Origin of the sequence: Microcoleus sp. D3_18_C2, assembly GCF_036702395.1 — a bacterium.
GTDB lineage: Bacteria > Cyanobacteriota > Cyanobacteriia > Cyanobacteriales > Microcoleaceae > Microcoleus.
On record NZ_JAUBTG010000002.1, the window covers coordinates 94411 to 113434 of the forward strand.

The 19024-nt window shown below is 46.1% G+C and carries 18 protein-coding genes; 9 read left to right on the forward strand and 9 right to left on the reverse strand.

Going from position 1 to position 19024, the window contains the following annotated elements; genetic code table 11:
- The first annotated feature begins 416 nt into the window (after positions 1 to 416).
- Entirely contained in the window at positions 417 to 854 is a 438-nt protein-coding gene (locus tag QUA88_RS01725; RefSeq protein ID WP_333056815.1) for a helix-turn-helix domain-containing protein, read from the forward strand.
- A gap of 297 nt (positions 855 to 1151) precedes the next feature.
- Here the strand turns inward: QUA88_RS01725 and QUA88_RS01730 are convergent, their stop codons facing one another.
- Positions 1152 to 1508: a metal-sensitive transcriptional regulator gene (locus QUA88_RS01730; protein ID WP_333056814.1), complete on the reverse strand. Its 357-nt coding sequence runs from the start codon at positions 1506 to 1508 to the stop codon at positions 1152 to 1154.
- Between the two features lie 284 nt (positions 1509 to 1792).
- Between QUA88_RS01730 and QUA88_RS01735 the strand changes: the two genes are divergently transcribed.
- The 3 genes from QUA88_RS01735 (at position 1793) to QUA88_RS01745 (ending at position 6483) form a co-directional block, all read left to right on the forward strand.
- The gene (locus QUA88_RS01735; protein ID WP_333233201.1) at positions 1793 to 3037 is read left to right on the forward strand and encodes an HhoA/HhoB/HtrA family serine endopeptidase; all 1245 of its coding nucleotides are present in this window, start codon (positions 1793 to 1795) and stop codon (positions 3035 to 3037) included.
- A 233-nt stretch (positions 3038 to 3270) separates the two neighbouring features.
- The gene (locus QUA88_RS01740; RefSeq protein WP_333233199.1) at positions 3271 to 3921 is read left to right on the forward strand and encodes an RNA ligase family protein; all 651 of its coding nucleotides are present in this window, start codon (positions 3271 to 3273) and stop codon (positions 3919 to 3921) included.
- Positions 3922 to 4074: 153 nt separating this feature from the next.
- A complete protein-coding gene (locus QUA88_RS01745) occupies positions 4075 to 6483 on the forward strand; it encodes an EF-hand domain-containing protein (protein WP_333269912.1) in 2409 nt (802 codons plus the stop codon).
- Between the two features lie 32 nt (positions 6484 to 6515).
- Here QUA88_RS01745 and QUA88_RS29420 read toward each other — a convergent pair whose 3' ends face one another.
- Complete coding sequence (locus QUA88_RS29420; protein ID WP_445300588.1) at positions 6516 to 6662, reverse strand: NACHT C-terminal alpha/beta 1 domain-containing protein; 147 nt, start codon at positions 6660 to 6662, stop codon at positions 6516 to 6518.
- 64 nt (positions 6663 to 6726) lie between these two features.
- Here QUA88_RS29420 and QUA88_RS01750 point away from each other — a divergent pair, with 64 nt between their 5' ends.
- From QUA88_RS01750 to QUA88_RS01760, 3 genes are read left to right on the forward strand one after another with little or no spacing between them, the layout of a single operon-like run.
- Entirely contained in the window at positions 6727 to 7755 is a 1029-nt protein-coding gene (locus QUA88_RS01750; RefSeq protein ID WP_333056808.1) for a hypothetical protein, read from the forward strand.
- A 1-nt stretch (position 7756) separates the two neighbouring features.
- On the forward strand, positions 7757 to 9367 hold the full coding sequence (locus QUA88_RS01755) for a tetratricopeptide repeat protein (RefSeq protein ID WP_333269915.1): 1611 nt from the start codon (positions 7757 to 7759) through the stop codon (positions 9365 to 9367).
- Positions 9327 to 9521 (forward strand): tetratricopeptide repeat protein, encoded by a 195-nt coding sequence (locus QUA88_RS01760; RefSeq protein ID WP_333056804.1) that lies wholly within the window; start codon positions 9327 to 9329, stop codon positions 9519 to 9521. Before QUA88_RS01755 ends, QUA88_RS01760 begins: the two co-directional genes overlap by 41 nt.
- A gap of 41 nt (positions 9522 to 9562) precedes the next feature.
- Here the strand turns inward: QUA88_RS01760 and QUA88_RS01765 are convergent, their stop codons facing one another.
- The 7 genes from QUA88_RS01765 to QUA88_RS01795 form a co-directional block, all read right to left on the reverse strand.
- A complete protein-coding gene (locus QUA88_RS01765; protein WP_333056821.1) occupies positions 9563 to 9847 on the reverse strand; it encodes a type II toxin-antitoxin system PemK/MazF family toxin in 285 nt (94 codons plus the stop codon).
- Positions 9848 to 9873: 26 nt separating this feature from the next.
- On the reverse strand, positions 9874 to 10104 hold the full coding sequence (locus QUA88_RS01770; RefSeq protein WP_333056803.1) for a hypothetical protein: 231 nt from the start codon (positions 10102 to 10104) through the stop codon (positions 9874 to 9876).
- A 79-nt stretch (positions 10105 to 10183) separates the two neighbouring features.
- A complete protein-coding gene (locus QUA88_RS01775) occupies positions 10184 to 10579 on the reverse strand; it encodes a hypothetical protein (protein WP_015179600.1) in 396 nt (131 codons plus the stop codon).
- The gene (locus tag QUA88_RS01780) at positions 10576 to 10950 is read right to left on the reverse strand and encodes a DUF433 domain-containing protein (RefSeq protein WP_015179601.1); all 375 of its coding nucleotides are present in this window, start codon (positions 10948 to 10950) and stop codon (positions 10576 to 10578) included. Before QUA88_RS01780 ends, QUA88_RS01775 begins: the two co-directional genes overlap by 4 nt.
- A gap of 219 nt (positions 10951 to 11169) precedes the next feature.
- Entirely contained in the window at positions 11170 to 12378 is a 1209-nt protein-coding gene (locus QUA88_RS01785) for a glutathione S-transferase family protein (RefSeq protein WP_333056800.1), read from the reverse strand.
- A gap of 235 nt (positions 12379 to 12613) precedes the next feature.
- Positions 12614 to 13495, reverse strand: a complete 882-nt coding sequence (locus QUA88_RS01790) for a tetratricopeptide repeat protein (RefSeq protein ID WP_445300589.1) — start codon at positions 13493 to 13495, stop codon at positions 12614 to 12616.
- A gap of 366 nt (positions 13496 to 13861) precedes the next feature.
- Positions 13862 to 17110, reverse strand: coding sequence for an ATP-binding protein (locus QUA88_RS01795; protein ID WP_333269920.1), 3249 nt, complete (start codon positions 17108 to 17110; stop codon positions 13862 to 13864).
- A gap of 396 nt (positions 17111 to 17506) precedes the next feature.
- On the opposite strand from QUA88_RS01795, the gene QUA88_RS01800 reads away from it, so the two are divergent.
- Both QUA88_RS01800 and kaiB read left to right on the forward strand, forming a co-directional pair.
- Positions 17507 to 18442 carry a circadian clock protein KaiA gene (locus QUA88_RS01800; protein ID WP_333056796.1) on the forward strand — a complete coding sequence of 312 codons (936 nt, stop codon included), beginning with the start codon at positions 17507 to 17509 and terminating at the stop codon, positions 18440 to 18442.
- Positions 18443 to 18630: 188 nt separating this feature from the next.
- A complete protein-coding gene (gene kaiB / locus QUA88_RS01805; protein ID WP_006632119.1) occupies positions 18631 to 18945 on the forward strand; it encodes a circadian clock protein KaiB in 315 nt (104 codons plus the stop codon).
- The last annotated feature ends 79 nt before the right edge of the window (positions 18946 to 19024 follow it).

A 19024-nucleotide genomic window follows, 5' to 3' on the forward strand; every position in this document is an offset into this window, starting at 1 on the left:
CTAATGACTGAAAATCGCCCATACGTTCGCAAAAAATACCAATAAATACCAGGAAAACCATGATTGATGTTTAACAATAAAAGAATAAATGGTATTCCTTAAGAGTCACCTATTGCCGCTAATGTTACAGTCGATCGGTTAACGGCTATCAGTATTAGCAATGACGCTTGTCCATCAAATACAAAACTGACCCAGAAACAGGGTGTTTTACCAAAAAAATCGTTGCAACCTTGCTCCAGGTTAAAATAATCAGGTTTCTGAGCGTCTGAGTGCATCCAGGAAGGAAAAAGTTGAATGAGTACGATCGCTTTTGTATTGCTTCAGGGCAAACAAAAGGTCAGCATTTAGGATAGGAGCAGCTTTTGCTCCCTTGTCAAACAAAGGTATTGTAGAACGCGAATCGTGAGGTAATTGATATGGCTGGAGTATGTAAACTTAGCATCACAGAGACAAGTGAAGAGCTAAAAAACCTGTTAACTGAACAAAAAACAGCAAGTGGCTTTCAAAAAATTCAAGCACTTTACCTGTTCAAAATTTGTCATGTTAAGACAGTTAAAGAATTGGCAATGACGATCGGGGTAAATCGAATTACAGTGCAGCGGTGGCTGAGAAAGTACCGATCTGACGGACTCGAAGGACTCCTCGAAACAAAGCACAGCGGTGGCCGTAAGCCGGCCATTCCACCTCTTGCCCGCGCTAGTTTGGCAATGCGCCTCAGCGACCCCCAGAAAGGCTTTAAAAGCTATGGAGAAATTCAAGAGTGGTTGCAGCAGGAATACAGCATTGAGGCTTCCTATAAAGCAGTTTATGCAACAGTCAGATATCACCTAAAAGCCAAGCTGACGAAAGTCTAGACAGTTCATACCACGTCGGATTAAGCACCGATTATCTAATGGTTAACCGTCAGCTTTTGAATATCTTGAGGAGTTGCGTCATCACGACAAACCGGACTAATTCTTTTTTAACAAAACTCGCTCTCCTAAACTGCGAAGCATATAAATTATATGTTGTGGCAATGGGGGTGAAGGGGAGAAAATTTGATGCTTTTCCCGCGTTTGTGAAAGATGCTTAAAAAATTAGCCAGAAAGAATAACTTGCAAGTTTTGTCTAACTTGCAGGTTTTGTTATATGGATGTAAAAATTGGCAGCGGCTAAGGCAAAAACCGATCCAAAGCGGCTTTCAACTCTTCGATTTCCGTATCGATATTGCCTTCTTTCGCGGCTCTGGCGATGCACTCAGTTAAGTGTTCGTCAAGAATGATTCTCGCTACGCGATCGAGCGCGCCTCGAACCGCAGCAACTTGCACCAGAACTTCGGGACAGGGACGGTTTTCTTGCACCATTGTTTTAATGCCGCGGACGTGTCCCTCAATCCGAGACAAGCGATTTACCAGCCGCCGCCTCGATTCTTCATCGTGATGGTGAGGGTGGACTGATTTATCGTCGTGATGGTGGTGGTGGGAATTTGAGGGCAAGGATTTGTCAGTAGAAGTATCAGATAGAATCATTGGGGTTATACCATTTTAGATTTTAGATTTTAGATTTTAGATTGGGAATGAGTGATTTGGTAATGGTTGGGCCCACGGGCCTAGAGTTGCATTCTTTTTTTGAAACTGGTATTACTAGGGAATTTTTTAAAGTTAGAATTCAGAATAGGGTGAGTTGGTGCGGGCTCGTGACTCATGTATTGTAACTGTCAAAATATATTTAGGATCTTCATAGTGACAGATTATTGAGTCCGCACGATCGCACACCCTTACCAGACTAACCCAGACTAACAAAGATTGACGCTATGCGACTATTTAAGTTTTTTCGGCCCGCACCTCGAACCGGCGATCGTTGGTTGGCCCTAATTTTAGCAATGACGATCGCCCTGAGTGCGTTAGCAATCAATCCTGCACCCGCTACCGCCGCGACGTTCACAAATCCGCCCAACTTACACTTCCAGAGTTTCCCAGCCACCGCCGCGAATCCGCAACTGTTAGCGCTGCGGAGTCCTGAACTCCCAGGGGATACCGGCAGTTTTGTGACTGCTGCAGTCGATCGAGTCGGGCCAGCAGTTGTTCGTATTGATACCGAGCGCACTGTCAGTCGCAACATCGATCCCTTAATGGAAGACCCCTTCTTCCGCAGATTTTTGGGAGAAGATTTACGCAGCTTGACCCCCAGACAAGAACGCTTACGCGGTCAAGGTTCCGGCTTCATTATTGACAAAAGCGGGATTGTTTTAACCAACGCTCACGTAGTTGACAAAGCCGATCGAGTCACTGTCACCTTAAACGACGGCAGAACATTTCCAGGAGAAGTCCAAGGTACTGACGAAATAACAGATTTGGCAGTTGTCAAAATTAATACCAAGCAATTAAACCTGCCGACGGCCACCTTGGGAGATTCCGACGCGGTGAAAGTAGGAGATTGGGCGATCGCCGTGGGCAACCCCCTGGGATTTGACAACACCGTCACCTTGGGCATTATCAGTACCCTGAAACGCTCTTCAGCAGCCGTCGGCATTCCCGACAAGCGGCTCGATTTCATTCAAACCGACGCGGCCATCAATCCCGGCAATTCCGGCGGCCCGCTGTTAAACAGCAGAGGGGAAGTGATTGGCATCAACACGGCGATTCGAGCTGATGCAATGGGTATTGGGTTCGCAATTCCGATCGCCAAAGCCAAAGCCATCTACGCGCAGCTAGCCAACGGAGAAGAAGTCAGCCATCCGTTTTTGGGGATTCAGATGATTGCTTTGACTCCTGAAATGGCCAGAGAGAATAATTCTGACCCCAATGCTCCTTTGATTGTCCCGGAAGTTAACGGAGTTTTAGTGATGCGAGTTGTGCCCAACACCCCTGCGGAGAAAGCAGGGATTCGCAAAGGGGATGTGATAGTTCAAATTGACGGTGAAGGAGTGACTGAGGCGGAACAGTTGCAAAATTTGGTGGAAAACAGCCAAATCGGTCAAATTCTCAAACTGAAAGTGCGCCGCGGTGCCCAGATTAAAGAAGTAGCCGTTCAAACTGCTCAATTGCAAGATTTTTAGAAGTGAAGGGGAAGGGGGAAAACTGTTAAAAACCACATAAAGTTTGTAGTGAGGATTTTAGTCAAATCTTAATGTTTTTAGGTAATCTGTTGTGCATTTAAACTGTAGGTTGAGGGCGGGATCTCCTGCCCACCTCACAAGAGTGAAAAACTCTTTTACCATGCAATTTAAATGCACAGCTTAATAGCAACTAAAATCCTCACTACAAACAAGTTTTATTATGGGTGATTGATATGACACGAGTTCAACTTGCCTATCCCAAAATTCCAGATAGTAAAAATTGCCCTCATGAACAATGTATAGCTTTCGAGAAGTACGATGGTACTAATTTGCATTGGGTTTGGGAAGTTGAACTCGGTTGGTATGCTTTTGGTACGCGCCGCAGTAGATTTGATTTGGATGAGATGGGAATTGCAGAATTTAACGCTGCACATCCAGGTTTAGAAGCAGCACCGGAAATATTTGAAAGAGACTTTGCTAGTCCGTTAGAGTCTATATTTCGAGAGAACGAACAGTATCACTGTGCTGAAATTACGGTGTTTACAGAGTTTTTGGGTGCTAACTCGTTTGCGGGAATGCACCAAAAGGACGATCGCAAACAATTGGTGCTTTTTGATGTGAAAACCGAGGGCGGTATGGTTATTCCCGATCGGTTTATTAAGGACTTTGGTATATTAAATATTGCGCGAGTGATTTATCGCGGCAAATTAACTGGCAAGTTTATGGATGATCTTCGCCAGGGGAAATACGGTGTGGATGAAGGTGTTGTGTGCAAGGGAGGCCGCAATGCTAATAATCTGTGGATGGTGAAGATTAAGACTGATGCGTATATGCAGAGATTACGGGAAGCTTTTAAGGATGATTGGGAAAATTACTGGGAGTAATATCAAACTGATAGATCAACTGTCACAAGCCAAAGTGGGAGAAATCGGCAACCCCCTTGGATTTCACAATACCGTTTCGTAAGTCATCAGGAATTAAAGTATATTGGTCATAATCAATAGACAGCCAATAAAAAAATCAGGGAGAATTTAGTTATGACATCTGTGCAGCTTGAAAAAAAAGCCATGACTGAAGAAGATGTGGCAAAGTTATGGGAAGCTTTTAAAGTATTTGACGCGGACGGGAGCGGTGCTATTTCATCAGAAGAACTGGGTCAAGTGATGCGATCGCTAGGCCAGAGTCCTAACGAAACCGAGCTGCGCGACATGATCAAAGAAGTGGACGTAGACTTGTCTGGCAGTATCGATTTTGATGAATTCAAAATGCTGATGGTGTCCCAGCAGGGCGATCGCCAGAGTCGTCTCAAAATGGCATTTAGTGTATTTGATGAAAACGGTAGCGGTCAAATCACTAAAAACGAGCTGCAGGGTGTGATGAGCCAGTTTGGGCTGACAGAGCAAGAGCTCGATGAGATCATCAAAGAGGTAGATCATGACGGCGATGCCTCAATAGACTTTAAGGAATTCTGCAAACTGGTACCGGATGAGTCAGAGATCACAACAGGATATCAAGACTCGCCGGTTCCGGTTGTCAGTACACAGACAACGGAGATTTCAGACAGTACAGCGGCTGCGATCGCAAGTACAGCAACTGCTATCAATGAGGCAGCTTCTGCCACTATTGAACCTAATCTAGAAGAAGCACCCACCGATAGCAATCCAGAAATAGCGCGCCTAAAAGAACTACTCGCGCAACACCCACAAGCTGAGAGCAAGCGCGGTACCTCCCGCTTGCAGATGCAGATTGGTTTGTTTCGTCTGATCCAGGGAGCAGCCTACCGCTGCTTCCGCGAGAGTTTTTCCGCCAACCACGAGACTCACCTGCGCGTGAGAAACTTGCCATACAGAATCGCTGATTTTGTGCAATTTGTCAGATGTGCGATCGGGCTTTATAAAGGATTGGGTGTAGTAGAGTCGGCGTGCAACCCTGTACTGGATGCAGTAGTTAAATCGCTCGAAGATGAATATGCCCGACTGCAAGATCGCATCAAAAACTGGAAGACTATAGAAAAAACTCCAGAAATGTTGGCAGAACAAAAAGCCATGTTGGAGGCGCGGGGTAAGTCTGCAACAGCCAAGGAAAAGTTTGCCGCGGGAGTCGAGTTTGCCATCACCATCAAGAAGAAAAGTCTCAACTTGCGTGACATCGCCGAGGGTGTGCTTGCCATCAACGAACTCAACCGATTGAGAAAAATGGAACTGAGTGAGGAAATGGCACCGCCACCAGCCAAATCTGAAGGAGATCCAAAAGAGTACCTGAAGAAGTGGAACCGAGTCATCCTCTCGGATGCCTCAGAGGAAATTGATGGTGCGATGATGCCAGTCGCCTATTGGTATGAAGACTTTATGCCGAAGCTGTTGGCTGCTTTCAGCGTCAGCACAGCAGCAGACATCCCCTTCAATACGGTTCCTGACGAAGTGGCTTTAAACCAGTGGTACGAAGCGACTAAAACGTCAGGGGAATTTGGGCGCTATGGGGCGGATGTTGTAGAAAGCTTTCCCAAATGCGCTCCAAAACAGAAGCTAATGCTCAAACAGGCATGGCGCTTGACGCACAACTACCTGAACGGGGTACAGAAACGGCGCGAACGCTTGGAGTTTGGGCGCGAGTCTGGCGAACTCTCGCAATATGTATCGTTTATTGACGTTTATATCGATCGCAGTGAAATAAAGAATTCACAAATGCGCGTCAGCTTCCCGTATTATATTGGCCCTGCGGTGTGGCGTTTCTTCCACACTACGGCTGAAATCGTCTCTACCAAAACCCCCCAACAGCAAAAAACTCTGGTGGCAATCTTCAAGGACTTCTTCAAGCTGTTTGCCACTATGTATCCCTGCCCCTACTGCCGCCACCACCTCAACGCCTACGTCGTGCAGAATAAAGAGGTGGAAATGTACCCTGTAGAGTACCTTGTGCTTGGGCGCGACCCGCGTCTGAATGACTTTGAGGTATCAATGGAGGCGAAGTTGTCCACCGTAGTAGATGGCGCTTCCCTGCGCTTATTCTTCTGGAAGCTGCACAATACTGTCTCCTCATCAATTGCGCGATCGGAGGAGTGGTATCACAAGGATGAGAAAGCATTCTACACCACTCGTTATTGGCCTAGCATTGACTCTGAGCTAGCACGAGCCAAAGCTCTCAAACACATTAGCATTGCCACCGATCGGATGTACCGCCTCTACGGTATGCTCAAGCCTGCGGCACGACTGACAGGGGTGAGAGCAACTTTGCAAAAGCTGTTGGATAAGAGGGATGAGGAAGGTATCAAGGAGGCTTGCTTAGTTGCCCAAGATTATATCAAGGAGTTGGAGGAGGCGATCGTCACCGGACAATTCCTACAAGAGACATATTACTTTGACCCTGATCTTGTCGATCGAGCTCCTGTCTTTAGTCCTGAAGAAGAGGAGTTTGCTCGCAGCGGTGTGTTCGTAGAGGTTGCTTAGATATTAGCAAGTAAAAAGTTAAGTTTTTAAGCTTAACTTTTTACCGATACGTAGAAAATGAGGATGGGGTGTTTCTCCCAGTCTAGGAGTTGCGAGTAGATTTTGAGTTCCGTGAGGTTGCGGGGTGTGCCTTCTGTGGATTTGGGGCAGTGGTGTTTTTTGATTAGTTGACAGGAAATAAAATATGTGGTCTGCTAAAGTAGTCAGACAAGTTCAAACTTTAATTAGATCAGGGTTAAATTTATGGGAGAGGCAAAACGACGTAAGAAACTTAATCCTAATTATGGGAAGCCCACTTTTCAAAATGATCCAATAGGCATAGAAGAAAACTATGAGTGTTATGGAGAACGTGCAGAGTATTTCAGAGATTCAGATTTTTATCTAAATCAGGGTGGGGCTTTTGAAGAAAGTCTTCCTAGATACCATAGATATAGATCCGTTACAGAAAGTCAACTTTTTCAGTTTATTCAAAATGCCATTGATCGGGAAGAGCAAACTGCTACCTACATTCTAAATAAAGTGAAGTCATTGTCTGATCTCACTGAAATTCAGAGCGATTTATTAGGCCTAGTGGATAAGTCGATTATGTCAAAGAGATCGGGCGCTCTCAATCAAGCCTTCAAATACTACGATCAAGTATTTAGTCATAATCAAACATGGTTTATGCTTTGGTACGGTCTGGCCAAGCTATTATGCCTATTTCGAGAATACAGAATGGCTTTTGCGTGCATAAAAATTTGCACTTACTTATACCCAAAAATGTGGAATGGCCGTCAATACCATTCCGATCCTGATTTGTCATACCATTATGACCAAATATATTCTTTAGCTATAGCTGGCGAGGAAAATGAACCTTATCTCAGGACGCTAGGTCGTCCTCTTAATACAGTTAGAATTGTAAATTCTAACGGAAAAGTTATAGCAAATTCTCCAGTAGGGAAAATAAAAGTAGTCAAGCCAGAATCGCTATCTTCAGATATCAAAACGCAGGTAAAAGGTGATAGTCACAACATGGTAAGGATTAAAGTTGTTGATGTTGGTCGTTCCGGTAATCCTGAGTATGCTGAATATACCCAGGCACAGATTAAAGAGTTCCGATCCACAATTGTCACAGTGCTGACAAGAAACTTGATGCCTACTTCTGATGATTTTGTTGAGACAGTTTTAGGTGCTTCTCTTGCGTGTCATTACTGGCGCAAAGATTTAAGTTTTGTTGGTGCTGTTGAACAAGTTGTACAAGATATAGAAAGAACTATGGGAAGAGGATATTGACATGGGAAAAGCAAAACGCCGCAAGCAAACTCCTAATTATAGGAAGCCCACTTCTCAAGATGATTTAGGAGATAAAAAAGGGGCTATCGCCGATTATAATAAAGCGATTGGACTTAAGCCTGACTTAGCTGATGCCTACAGCATCCGGGGGCTACTCCTTAGCGAATTAGGAGATAAACAAGGGGCGATCGCCGATTATAATAAAGCGATTGAACTTAAGCCTGACGATGCTTTAGCCTACATCAACCGGGGTAACGTCCGTAGCAAATTAGGAGATAACAAAGGGGCGATCACCGATTATAATAAAGCGATTGAACTTAAGCCTGACTATGCTTTGGCCTACTACAACCGGGGTGTAGTCCGTGATGATTTAGGAGATAAACAAGGGGCGATCGCCGATTATAATAAAGCGATTGAACTTAAGCCTGACTATGCTTTAGCCTACAGCAACCGGGGTATAGTCCGTAATGATTTAGGAGATAAAAAAGGGGCGATCGCCGATTATAATAAAGCGATTGAACTTAACCCTGACTATGCTTTAGCCTACTACAACCGGGGTAACGTCCGTGATGATTTAGGAGATAAACAAGGGGCGATCGCCGATTTCAATAAAGCGATTGAACTTAACCCTGACTATGCTTTAGCCTACTACAACCGGGGTAACGTCAGTTATAATTTAGGAGATAAAAAAGGGGCGATCGCCGATTTCAATAAAGCGATTGAACTTAAGCCTGACTATGCTCAAGCCTACGGCAACCGGGGTATAGTCCGTAATGATTTAGGAGATAAAAAAGGGGCGATCGCCGATTATAATAAAGTGATTGAACTTAAGCCTGACGATGCTTTTGCCTACTACAACCGGGGTAAAGTCCGTAGCGAATTAGGAGATAAAAAAGGGGAGATCGCCGATTATAATAAAGCGATTGAACTTAACCCTGACTATGCTTTAGCCTACTACAACCGGGGTCACGTCCGTAGCGAATTAGGAGATAAAAAAGGGGCGATCGCCGATTATAATAAAGCGATTGAACTTAAGCCTGACTATGCTCAAGCCTACAACAACCGGGGTAAAGTCCGTAGCGAATTAGGAGATAAAAAAGGGGCGATCGCCGATTATAATAAAGCGATTGAACTTCAGCCTGACTTAGCTTTAGCCTACAGCAACCGGGGTAAAGTCCGTTATAATTTAGGAGATAAAAAAGGGGCGCTCTCCGATTTGAATAAAGCGATTGAACTTCAGCCTGACGATGCTGATGCCTACTACAACCGGGGTGTAGTCCGTAGCGAATTAGGAGATAAACAAGGGGCGATAGCCGATTATAATAAAGCGATTGAACTTCAGCCTGACTATGCTTTTGCCTACAACAACCGGGGTCTAGTCCGTTATGATTTAGGAGATAAAAAAGGGGCGATCTCCGATTATAATAAAGCGATTGAACTTAAGCCTGACTATGCTTTAGCCTACTTCAACCGGGGTAAAGTCCGTAGCGAATTAGGAGATAAAAAAGGGGCTCTTGAGGATTTACAGAAAGCCGCACAATTGTTTAAAGCACAAGGCCAAATGGCTTACTATGAAAAGGCAATGGAACTTCAGCAGCGAATTAGGAGATAAAAAAGGGGCGATCGCCGATTTTAATAAAGCGATTGAACTTCAGCCTGACTATGCTCAAGCCTACAGCAACCGGGGTAAAGTCCGTGATGAATTAGGAGATAAACAAGGGGCTATTGAGGATTTACAGAAAGCCGCACAATTGTTTATTGTTTGAAGCACAAGGCCAAATGGCTTACTATGAAAAGGCAATGGAACTTAAAGTTCTAAATATCGAGCCAAAATCTGTTGAATTTCTTGGAGTTGTTGCAACTCTAATTGCCCAAGACAGCGCACGAGTCTGCGTTTATCAAACGTCATCGGATCGATGCACACGATAAAACTCTCGGTACTCAGACCATTGAGAGCCGAAGGCAGTACAGGCAAAACAACAGCTCGTAAACCATCGTTGGGAACAGCAGAAGTAATGGGTAGAACAGTTACCTTGCTGCGTTGATTAAAAGCAGTTCCTGAAATAATTACTGCCGATCGACTCTTGCGGATTTCTGTACCGACTCAAGGATCGAAATTCACGAGCCAGATGCTTCCCAGTCGGTAATCGCTGCTTGCTGCCATGCTTCGTCCTCATCGGCTAATTCATCACTCAGTTCATCCAGCAATAAACAGGCTTCTACCATTGCCTCCTGTTCTTGTTGTTTGCGCCATGCTTGCAATAAAAGCTCAATTAGCCGACTGCGATTTTCTACACGATCATCAATGTAACGCACTAGCTCATCAGGCAAAGAGATAGATACTTTCATAAAAAATACTCGATAGTGTTGGAAACGCAGTTTTTTTGGCTTGTTCGGCTAGCAGCACTGCCTTACTTATTGGCTCACCTTACGGAACAAAAAGACGACCAACGCCCATCCAGGTTTCTATATCCAGCAAGATTTCCAGAATACGATCGACACAACGATTTCGATAGACTCGATCGCCTAAAAATCGATCGGCATCTCCAATCGTAATGACAGGTAGGGAATCCACAGTATTTTCTTCTCGGATCACCTGTTCCAGGGAGTCTTCACCCTTCATGCTGCGGTTTGCAGTAAGCAAAATCATCTGATTGGCCTGAGCAAGTCGCCAAACAACTCGATCGTTACTGTCGATCGACAAATTCATCTGCTTGAAAGTGACAAAACGAATTGGAAGTAGATTTAACCAGCCTTGACTCGCAATATTTCCTAATAAAATCTCTGCATGACCTCCGAGATTGTGATCGATCAGAAAATTCATGCTTCTAGTTCGTGTTTGGCTTTCTGTTCTCGGAGTTTTGCCCAAAGAGCTTCTCGGCCGGGTTTGGGTGGCATCGCTGCAACGCGGGCTGAATGTTCGCGATTGCGTTCTTCCCAGTAATGCTGAATTTCCTTAGCTTGCCTTAAAACAACTTGATATTCTGCTTCGACTTCTGCACGATTTGCCTCAATATAGGATAAAGCAACGTCCATCTGAGCGTCTGTTAAATCAAACAAGGAACGGATAAACTTCGGGGGATATTGAGCCGTCAAGTAGTCCATGACATCATAGAGAGTGATGCGCGTACCTGAAATTGTCAGTCCGCGCTCTGTACGAATAATGATTGGTTGGTTGTTGGATACTGAAACCATACCCATAGCCTCTGAAACCGCTTAGGAAATAATCCGATCGTACCTTACAAATTGGTAATGTCGTGTTTGTAGAAACCTTTGGGCAAATCCACCAGACGCCCCCTATAGCAATCCTAAATCAGTACAAATATGTAGGGGTAGTGCTACCCCTACTCCCCGTGCCTACCCCCACGGATCGGGGCAACCACGGGGGGTTTGCCCCTACAACAATTAAACAATTCATTTAGGATCGCTATACACAAAATTAGCCGGATCTTGGTCTCGCCGATGCTTCAGCAGAATCGGAGAACCTTGGCCATCACCCACCAAAGCCGCCGTTTCCTCCAGCGCTTCCCTCAATCGCTTGGCCGCGTAGATGGACATATCGCGGGGCACATTCACCCGATCGCGCAAATACCGCAAAGCCGCATCAGAACCACTCGGCGGCGTACAAACTTCGCCAGTCATCATCAAAGTTAAAGCACAACGCAAAGCCTCATCGAATAACTTGTCATCAGCAGGATTGACTCGAACGATGTTGCGCTGGTGCTTAATGACGCGATGAAGTGCTTCAGCGCGGGAGGTTTCCGGTTCTGGATACATCACATCCGGGAGTCCAGCCCAAGGCCCATTATCCACGCGGGCTTTGTTGATTAACATTTGCGGTTCGCCGTTTTCATAACACCCGCCCATCTGAGGCGGTAAATCGTGGACGTGGGTGTGAAAATCGCTCTGAGTGCCGCGATAGGTAGGGCGGGTTTCCATCGCCGCAAACCAGTCAGCAAAGCGCGGGTTTTCTTCCCGCATCGAGTAGCCTTTGTAGTAGTAAAGACTGGCATTCATCCGTTCGACGTAGGGCGTAAAGATGACATCCGCAGTGCCAAATTCATCGAGGAAATAAGGCCCCGGAGTGCTAGCCAGGGCTGCTTCTACCTGGGCGACGACGCTGATAAATTGGTTGCGGTTGTGTTGTTCGACTTTGGCTGAACTTGCTGGGTAGCACAGCCAAGAGCACCAGGCTCTAAATAGCAGCCGCTCTAACCGCCGCATGGGTATTACTGCCGGGTTTTCCATGCCCAAACCCAAGGGGCCATAGACTCGTTCCAGCGCGATTAAGATATCATCGCTTTCGGTGATGATGCGGCCGTCTAGTTCGATCGCCGGTAGCATTCCCGATGGCACTTTCCGCTTGTACCAGCTTTCCTTTTCCCCATAGCAGAACATTGTAACTTTGTCAATACGGTAGGGGATTTCTTTTTCTTCCAGCCACAACCAGATTTTTTGGCAGTAGGGACACCAAGCATGGTTATCGCGGTACAGGGTGACTCGCACATCGGATTCGGTTTTACCGAAGAGGCGCAAGCGGGATTGAGCGTTGGTGGGGCCGTTTGTGCGATCGACTTCAAAGTCTGTGAGGGCTTCTAATTCTGTCCAGCTTAGGGGGGTCATGCGATTTTAGATTTTAGATTTTAGATTTTAGATTGGAGAATTGAAGACAGCAATTGCTTCCTGGCAATAATAGAACTTACGCACCAACTCTATCTGTAGGGTGCGCTGTGCGCGCACCTTACCCCTACCGATAGCGCATTCAACTATTTTTTGGTCTTAGTGCTGAATAAGATAGTTGGTTATCAGTTAAAAAAGGCTTTGAGGACTCAAGTCCTCACTACAAACTTAACTACAATTAAGGCGACAGTTGGGGAGGGGGTGGGGCGTCTTGAATTTTAGTCAGTGCTGCTTTGATTTCAGGAGTGGCTAGCAACTTTTGGGTATCTGCGATTAAACGATCGCCCCAGAGGTTTTCTTTGAGATATTCTACGGTAGCATAGCGTTGGTCTAGTTTCAGAGCTGCTTCTCCCATCGCTAAGCCTTTTTCTTTGTCACCTTTGGTGTAGAATGCTACTGCTAGAGCTAGCATTGCTTCGGCTGCTTTGTCGTCGATCGCGATCGCTTCTTGCCAGCGTTTGATGGCGCTATCAACATCCCCCATTTCGTATTTGACTAATCCGATATTGTTGACAGCAGGCCAAAGATTTTTTTCTAAAGCAAAGGCTTTTTCGTATTGGGCGATCGCCTGATCGAACCGCTTCAGCTTATAAAAAGCATTGCCTAAATCAAATAATGCACCTGGAGTGTCTGGTTTGAGTTTTAACCCTGCTTGCAAATATTCGGCTGCTTTCTCGTAGTTCGCTTTCCGAAAGTGAGCTTCTCCCAAGACAAATTTAATTGATGGATTTTCGGGCGACAGAGATTGAGCTTGTCCCAAAGCTTCAATGCCTTTGTCAAACTGCTCGACTTGAAGGTACAAGCTACCTAACAAAGTCCAAGTTTGAGCATTTTTGGGGGCTAACTGTGTGGCGAGTTCGGCTCTGGGTACCGCTAGTTGGTACTGCTGGAGTCTGGCTAGCTGGACGGCTTCTTCTGCAAGGCTCAATGCCGTTTGTTCGAGTTGGGCCGAGTCGATTTGCAGGGTGTAAGGCAGGAGTGCCTGTGCAACAGCAGGCTCGGGCATTGCCCCCAAACCGAGTGCGAGTAGCAGAGATATTAAAGGAATGCGATTAGGCACTGTACAGCCCCAGAAAAAAATATAAGGGTTTCTCGATCGCCTATAATAACTCATATTTTTGAGTTTTGATATTGCTTCTTGACTCGCAACACTTTTTGGTTTTCATTTAAATACTTCTCAAATTATGTTTACATTCTGGATTGTCGTTTTTATTCACTGTTTTAGACACGACTGATTACCTCACTACAAATAGGCACAATTATGAGTTATTAGCAACTTAAATGAGTCAATAAATAACGCTTCGCGGTTTATATTTTAAAACTTAAAAAATCCTTTTTTTTGTCCTAAATACTCTTTTGTTTTTACTGGTTATAAAGGAGTAAATTATTCAATCTAAACCTGGTAAATCCTTCATTTTCAAAAATTTTAGTGAGTTAATAAAGCTTGTTGAATTTTGTCTAACAATTGTGCTGCCGATAGGGAAGAAGGCAAAATTTTGGCAGATACTTCTTCCAGTAGAAAGTCGATCGCCTCGGATTCCGAATTTACAGCCGATCGATAATCCCAGACTAAAATTGGCAGTTTTACTGCCATTTGCCGCAGGTTCGATAGCGCCTGCAACATAGCGGGGGATTCTGAGGGGGCATCTCGCAAGCACAGCAAAACTAAGTCAACGCTTTGATATTGCAACTGCTGCAAAACTTCTGTCCAGCTCTGAGCGATCGACCCTCGAAATCCTGCGGTTTGGACGTACTGAATCAAAGCTTGAAAGTTGGGAGTAGAAAACTGGGAATTGGGGAGGGGAATCTCGGCCGCGGTCGATCGATCGCCATGTTCCAATTCTCCCGTCGGCTTCCCCCCAGAAGAGGAGTGCAAATCCGGTAAAGTCGAAATGTCGGCAAATAAAATGCTGGGCTTCCAACTCATGCCCGCAGCAACTTGAATTACTTGCCACAAAGCACTTGGCATTAACCCGGTTGGTGAAGTTTCACCGTCGTCGGGACTGCTAGTGGCTAAACAGGGAAATACCGACAATCCTTTGACTTGATTTGCCAGTTGTGTAGTTCGGGAGTCTAAAGTCACCAAGGGGAGAGAACCCAAATTTCGAGACCGACTTAACTGTTCGATAAAAGCTAAGGGGTTTTGCAGTTGACTTGTACCGTCTAAGACGATCGCATCGGGCCGCCAAATTCGGGCCACGAGTTCTGCTTGGCCGAGGTCGTCTGCTTCTAAAACCCGGCAGTAGTTGGGGTTGAGCAGTAAAGCGGAACCTTGAGACGAACTGTTTTGCGGGCTGAGCCACAACACGGTTAAAGAACTCCTTACTTTGGCGCTACTAGCATTACTGTGGCCGATCAAGTCTGCCAGCAGCCGCCGCAAAGCGGGTTCTTCCACCGGCAAGCTCAAAAAGCCTTCGGCCCTGTTGACACTGGCCCGTTCTTTTTCGCCTCTGGTGGCCGTGACGATCGCCGGAATCGATCGGGTATCCGGGTCACTCTTGAGCAGCGTCAGCACGTCCCAACCCGACAGCAGGGGCAGCAGCGGGTTGAGGAAAATCGCTTCGGGACTAAACCTGCGGGCTTTTTCCAGCGCTTCGGTGCCGGAACGGGCCACTATTACTTGGTAGCCCAAACCTGAGATGACGTTGGTTAAATCTTCGATATATTTGGGAACTGCTTCGACTATTAATACTAAACGAGAGCGAGAATTGGCGATCGGAATCTGATATTGGGGTTTTAATAATTCTTCCTCAGCGGCTCCCGGTGCCGGGACTTCTTCGCTGCTGTTTCCCGGAGGAGTTGGTGGCAGCAGCAGGGTAAATTGAGAGCCTTGGTTTTCTGAGGAAATAAACGAAACGTCTCCGCCGTGGAGCCGAGCTAGGCGTTGAGTCAGTACCAGTCCCAGTCCGGTTCCTTGAAAGCGGCGGGTGAGGGGGCTTTCTAGCTGTTGAAATTTCTGAAAGATTAGGTGCTGTTTGTCGGCGGGGATGCCGATGCCAGTGTCCCAAACTGTGAATGCGATCCAGCCTTCCCAAACATTTACTTTCAATCCGATTTTGCCACCGATTTCTGTGAATTTTAGGGCGTTGGAAAGGAGGTTAACTAGCATTTGCCGCAGTCGCAGTTCGTCGGCCATTAATTGGCTCAGTCCCGGTTCTATTTCGAGTGTAAATTCTATTTGGGTCGAGGGTTCTGCGTTTTCTGTACCGTCCGTTTTGCTGGGGGCGGGAGGATTTTTTTCTTCTTGCTGTTGCAGTTGTTTTGCTTGTTCAAAGGCTCTTTGGCAGGTTGATGCTATTTCTACTGGTTCGGGAATTAGTTCTAGCTGCCCGGTTTCCATCCGGGTCAAGTCTAATATATCGTTAACAATTGTCATCAAATGCCGCCCGCTTTTATGGATTAGTTTGGCGTAGCGTGTTTGGCGGTCGTTTAGTTCTCCGATCAATTTATCTTTGAGGAGGCTGGACAAACCGAGGACGGCGGTGAGGGGGGTTTTTAGTTCGTGGCTGATGCAGGATAAAAATTCGTCTTTTAGTCGGTTGAGGTGGATTAAATCTGCGTTTTTCGCTGCTAGTTCTTTGGCGACTAAATGTTCTTCGGTGACATCTTGTCCCATTACTAAAATTAGCTTGTCTGAGAGCGGCTGTTTGACAAATTGCCAGATCCGTTCTTGACCTTTTTGTACGGGACACTCGCAAATGTAGGTGTCTGGTTTGCCGGCCATGGGACACCAAGCTGGAGCGGTTAAGGTTGAGGGGGAGGCGGCGGCGTACAAGGGTAGTGGGCAACTGGTGGCTGCTGTTGAATCACGCGCGGCGAAGCTATCCCGCAGGGAATCGCCCGATCTACTTGCTCCTACTAGGCTCCTGCAGTCTTTGGTGATGGCCTCAAACTGCACGCTCTTGTATTCGCTTGTTAAATTGCTTGGTTTGCGGGGCGAGTGTTTACCCAAATTTGCTGCTGGTTCGGGAACTGGTTCTGGGCCTGCTCCCAGCAAAATCCGCCACGCTGCGTTTTGACTGACTATTTGTGCGGTTGGGGTTTGCAATCTCAGGGGCAGGGGCAGTTTTTCCAACAGTTCAACTAGGGAGTTGAGGTTTTCCGAAGGTTTCAATCCTGCTTCTAAAAAGCGTACTTGAGCGCCTAGGGCCGTGGCGATGGCTTCGGAAACCGGTTTTAATTCGATTTCTTTGACGGCTGTTTCCTGCTCTGTGAGGCTGCAGAGCGAGCTGCTGTTGAGTGCGGCGAATTGCAGCAGGCTCAGGCTGTCTAGCATTCCTAAAAATTGACCGCTGGCATCTGTGACGGCGATCGGGTTGTTTGATGAAATGCCGGCGGTTTGGCGGTTTGGCTGGGCTGGGGTGTTCTGTTCTTCTGTTTGCAGGTACTCCCAGAATTCCCTGACGCTCATAGTGGCGGGTAATGCTCTGACTGGTTCGATCGCGATCGAGCTTTCTGACAAAGGTTGCGGCCCGTCGTTTGTGCGATCGGCTCCCCAAGCCCAAAGGCTGCGGAGGTACACTAATCCCAGCGGCTGTAACTGTTCGTTGACTACTGCGACTCGATCGCAGTTGCAGGAGCTGAAAATTGACTGCAGCGATTCTAGCGCACTCGTTTGGAGGCACAGCGGCACTGGCTCGATAAAATTTTTGAGACTGGGGGTGGTGAGTGGCATAACAAACCTGAAAGTCTGCTCGCGAGAGCAGTAATATTTTTGATGCTCAATGTAGCTGCGAATTTCTGTATCTTATTTGTTTTATATCAGTTCGCTATCAGGCTCGTTATCCGCACCGAGACCGGGGAGTTCGATGCCTACGCCTGATTTGAGGCGACTAGCAATTATTTTAAGGCTTAAGCTTAATTGCAGAAATCACGCTCAGGGTGCTTGACACAAAAACCACGGAGTACACTTTGATTCTTCCTCTGGTAGAAGCGCATCACTTATTTTGCGGTTAAGATTGGTTAAAATAAATGTTGAGATGATTGTTAAAATGTTAAGTTTTTTGTAAAGGAGATATCAACTCTGAGCGATCCAGCACTTTCAGGCAACTTAGGTGGTGCACCTACAGCTTTGCTTCCTCAACTGTCTATCGGTATTTTTGTCCGCTCTGAGGAAATTGCAGCCTCTGCGATCGAGCTTTTGAGAGGCGAACGCTATACTTTAACGCACATTAAGTCGGCAGTGGAGCTTTTGGGGTTCCTTAAACACAATTATCACCTTGATTGTTTGGTTTTGGAGGTGGATGGGGATCTGCGATCGCTTCTGGGGAAGCTGCAAGAACGATCGCTCTTTTTGCCTGCTGTGATTTTTTCGCCTCACGCGCAGGTAGATGGCAAGCCCGAAGCACCATATTCAGATGGTTTTGAGGCCGCAGCCAGTACCGCCAACCAGAGTCAAGACGAAAGCTGTGCTTTTTTTTATCACCCTGCTGAGGTGCAACTGGCAATCGCTCGATCGAGATCCATAGCTGCCGCTATCGATCGGGCGATCGCACAATTTCTGAAACTTTCAACTCCGGTTCCTGTCAATTACCAATCCGTAACCGTCGATGCGACAGCCCAATTGACTGCTCAAAGTTTGCTCAGCCGACAGCAGCGGCGACTGGCGGAAAAATTACGGGAGCGATTAGGATACTTAGGTGTGTATTATAAAAGAAATTCTCAGATTTTTTTGAAAAATCTGTCGGCCCCCGAAAAGCAAAAGTTTTTGGAGCAACTCAAGTCAAGTTATCGCGACATCGTTTTGAATTACTTTTCTCAAGATGCTGCCGTCAACAATCAAATAGATGAATTTGTGAATTTGGCTTTTTTTGCTGACGTTCCCGTGACTCAAATTGTAGAAATTCACATGGAATTGATGGACGAGTTTGCTAAACAGCTAAAATTAGAAGGGCGCAGCGAGGAAATATTGCTAGATTACCGTTTGACCCTGATTGACGCGATCGCTCATATGTGCGAGATGTATCGGCGATCGATTCCGAAAGAGACATCTCAAGGTAGAATGTAGCAGGGATTTGGCATAATTGAAGAAACAAAAGGTAGAAGGTAGAATCTAACAAAAAATAAAGGAGCCGACCAACTGCCGATCGAGCGTGAGGCTGAAATTATTATAAAATAACAAAGAACAGCGGATTTAAGACAAATAACAACTACAACTAACATCTGACAACTAATACTCAACATTTAAAAAAGTTCATGAGTCCTCTGAAGAAAACCTACGTTCTGAAGCTATACGTTGCGGGGAATACTCCCAACTCAGTGCGAGCTTTGAAAACCCTAAAGGACATCCTAGAACAAGAATTTCAAGGTGTCTACGCGCTGAAAGTCATAGATGTTCTCAAAAACCCTCAGCTAGCAGAAGAGGACAAAATATTGGCAACCCCGACGCTGGCCAAAATCCTGCCGCCGCCGGTGCGAAAAATTATTGGCGATTTGTCCGATCGTGAGAAAGTTCTGATAGGATTAGATTTGCTCTATGAAGAACTTCGCGAAGAAGACCTGAATTCATAAGATAATCAGGTAAGAGTCAGTCGATTTTAGATTTGAGACTTCGGTTTGGCGTCAAACGTTCGGCGAGCGCGAGCGTCGA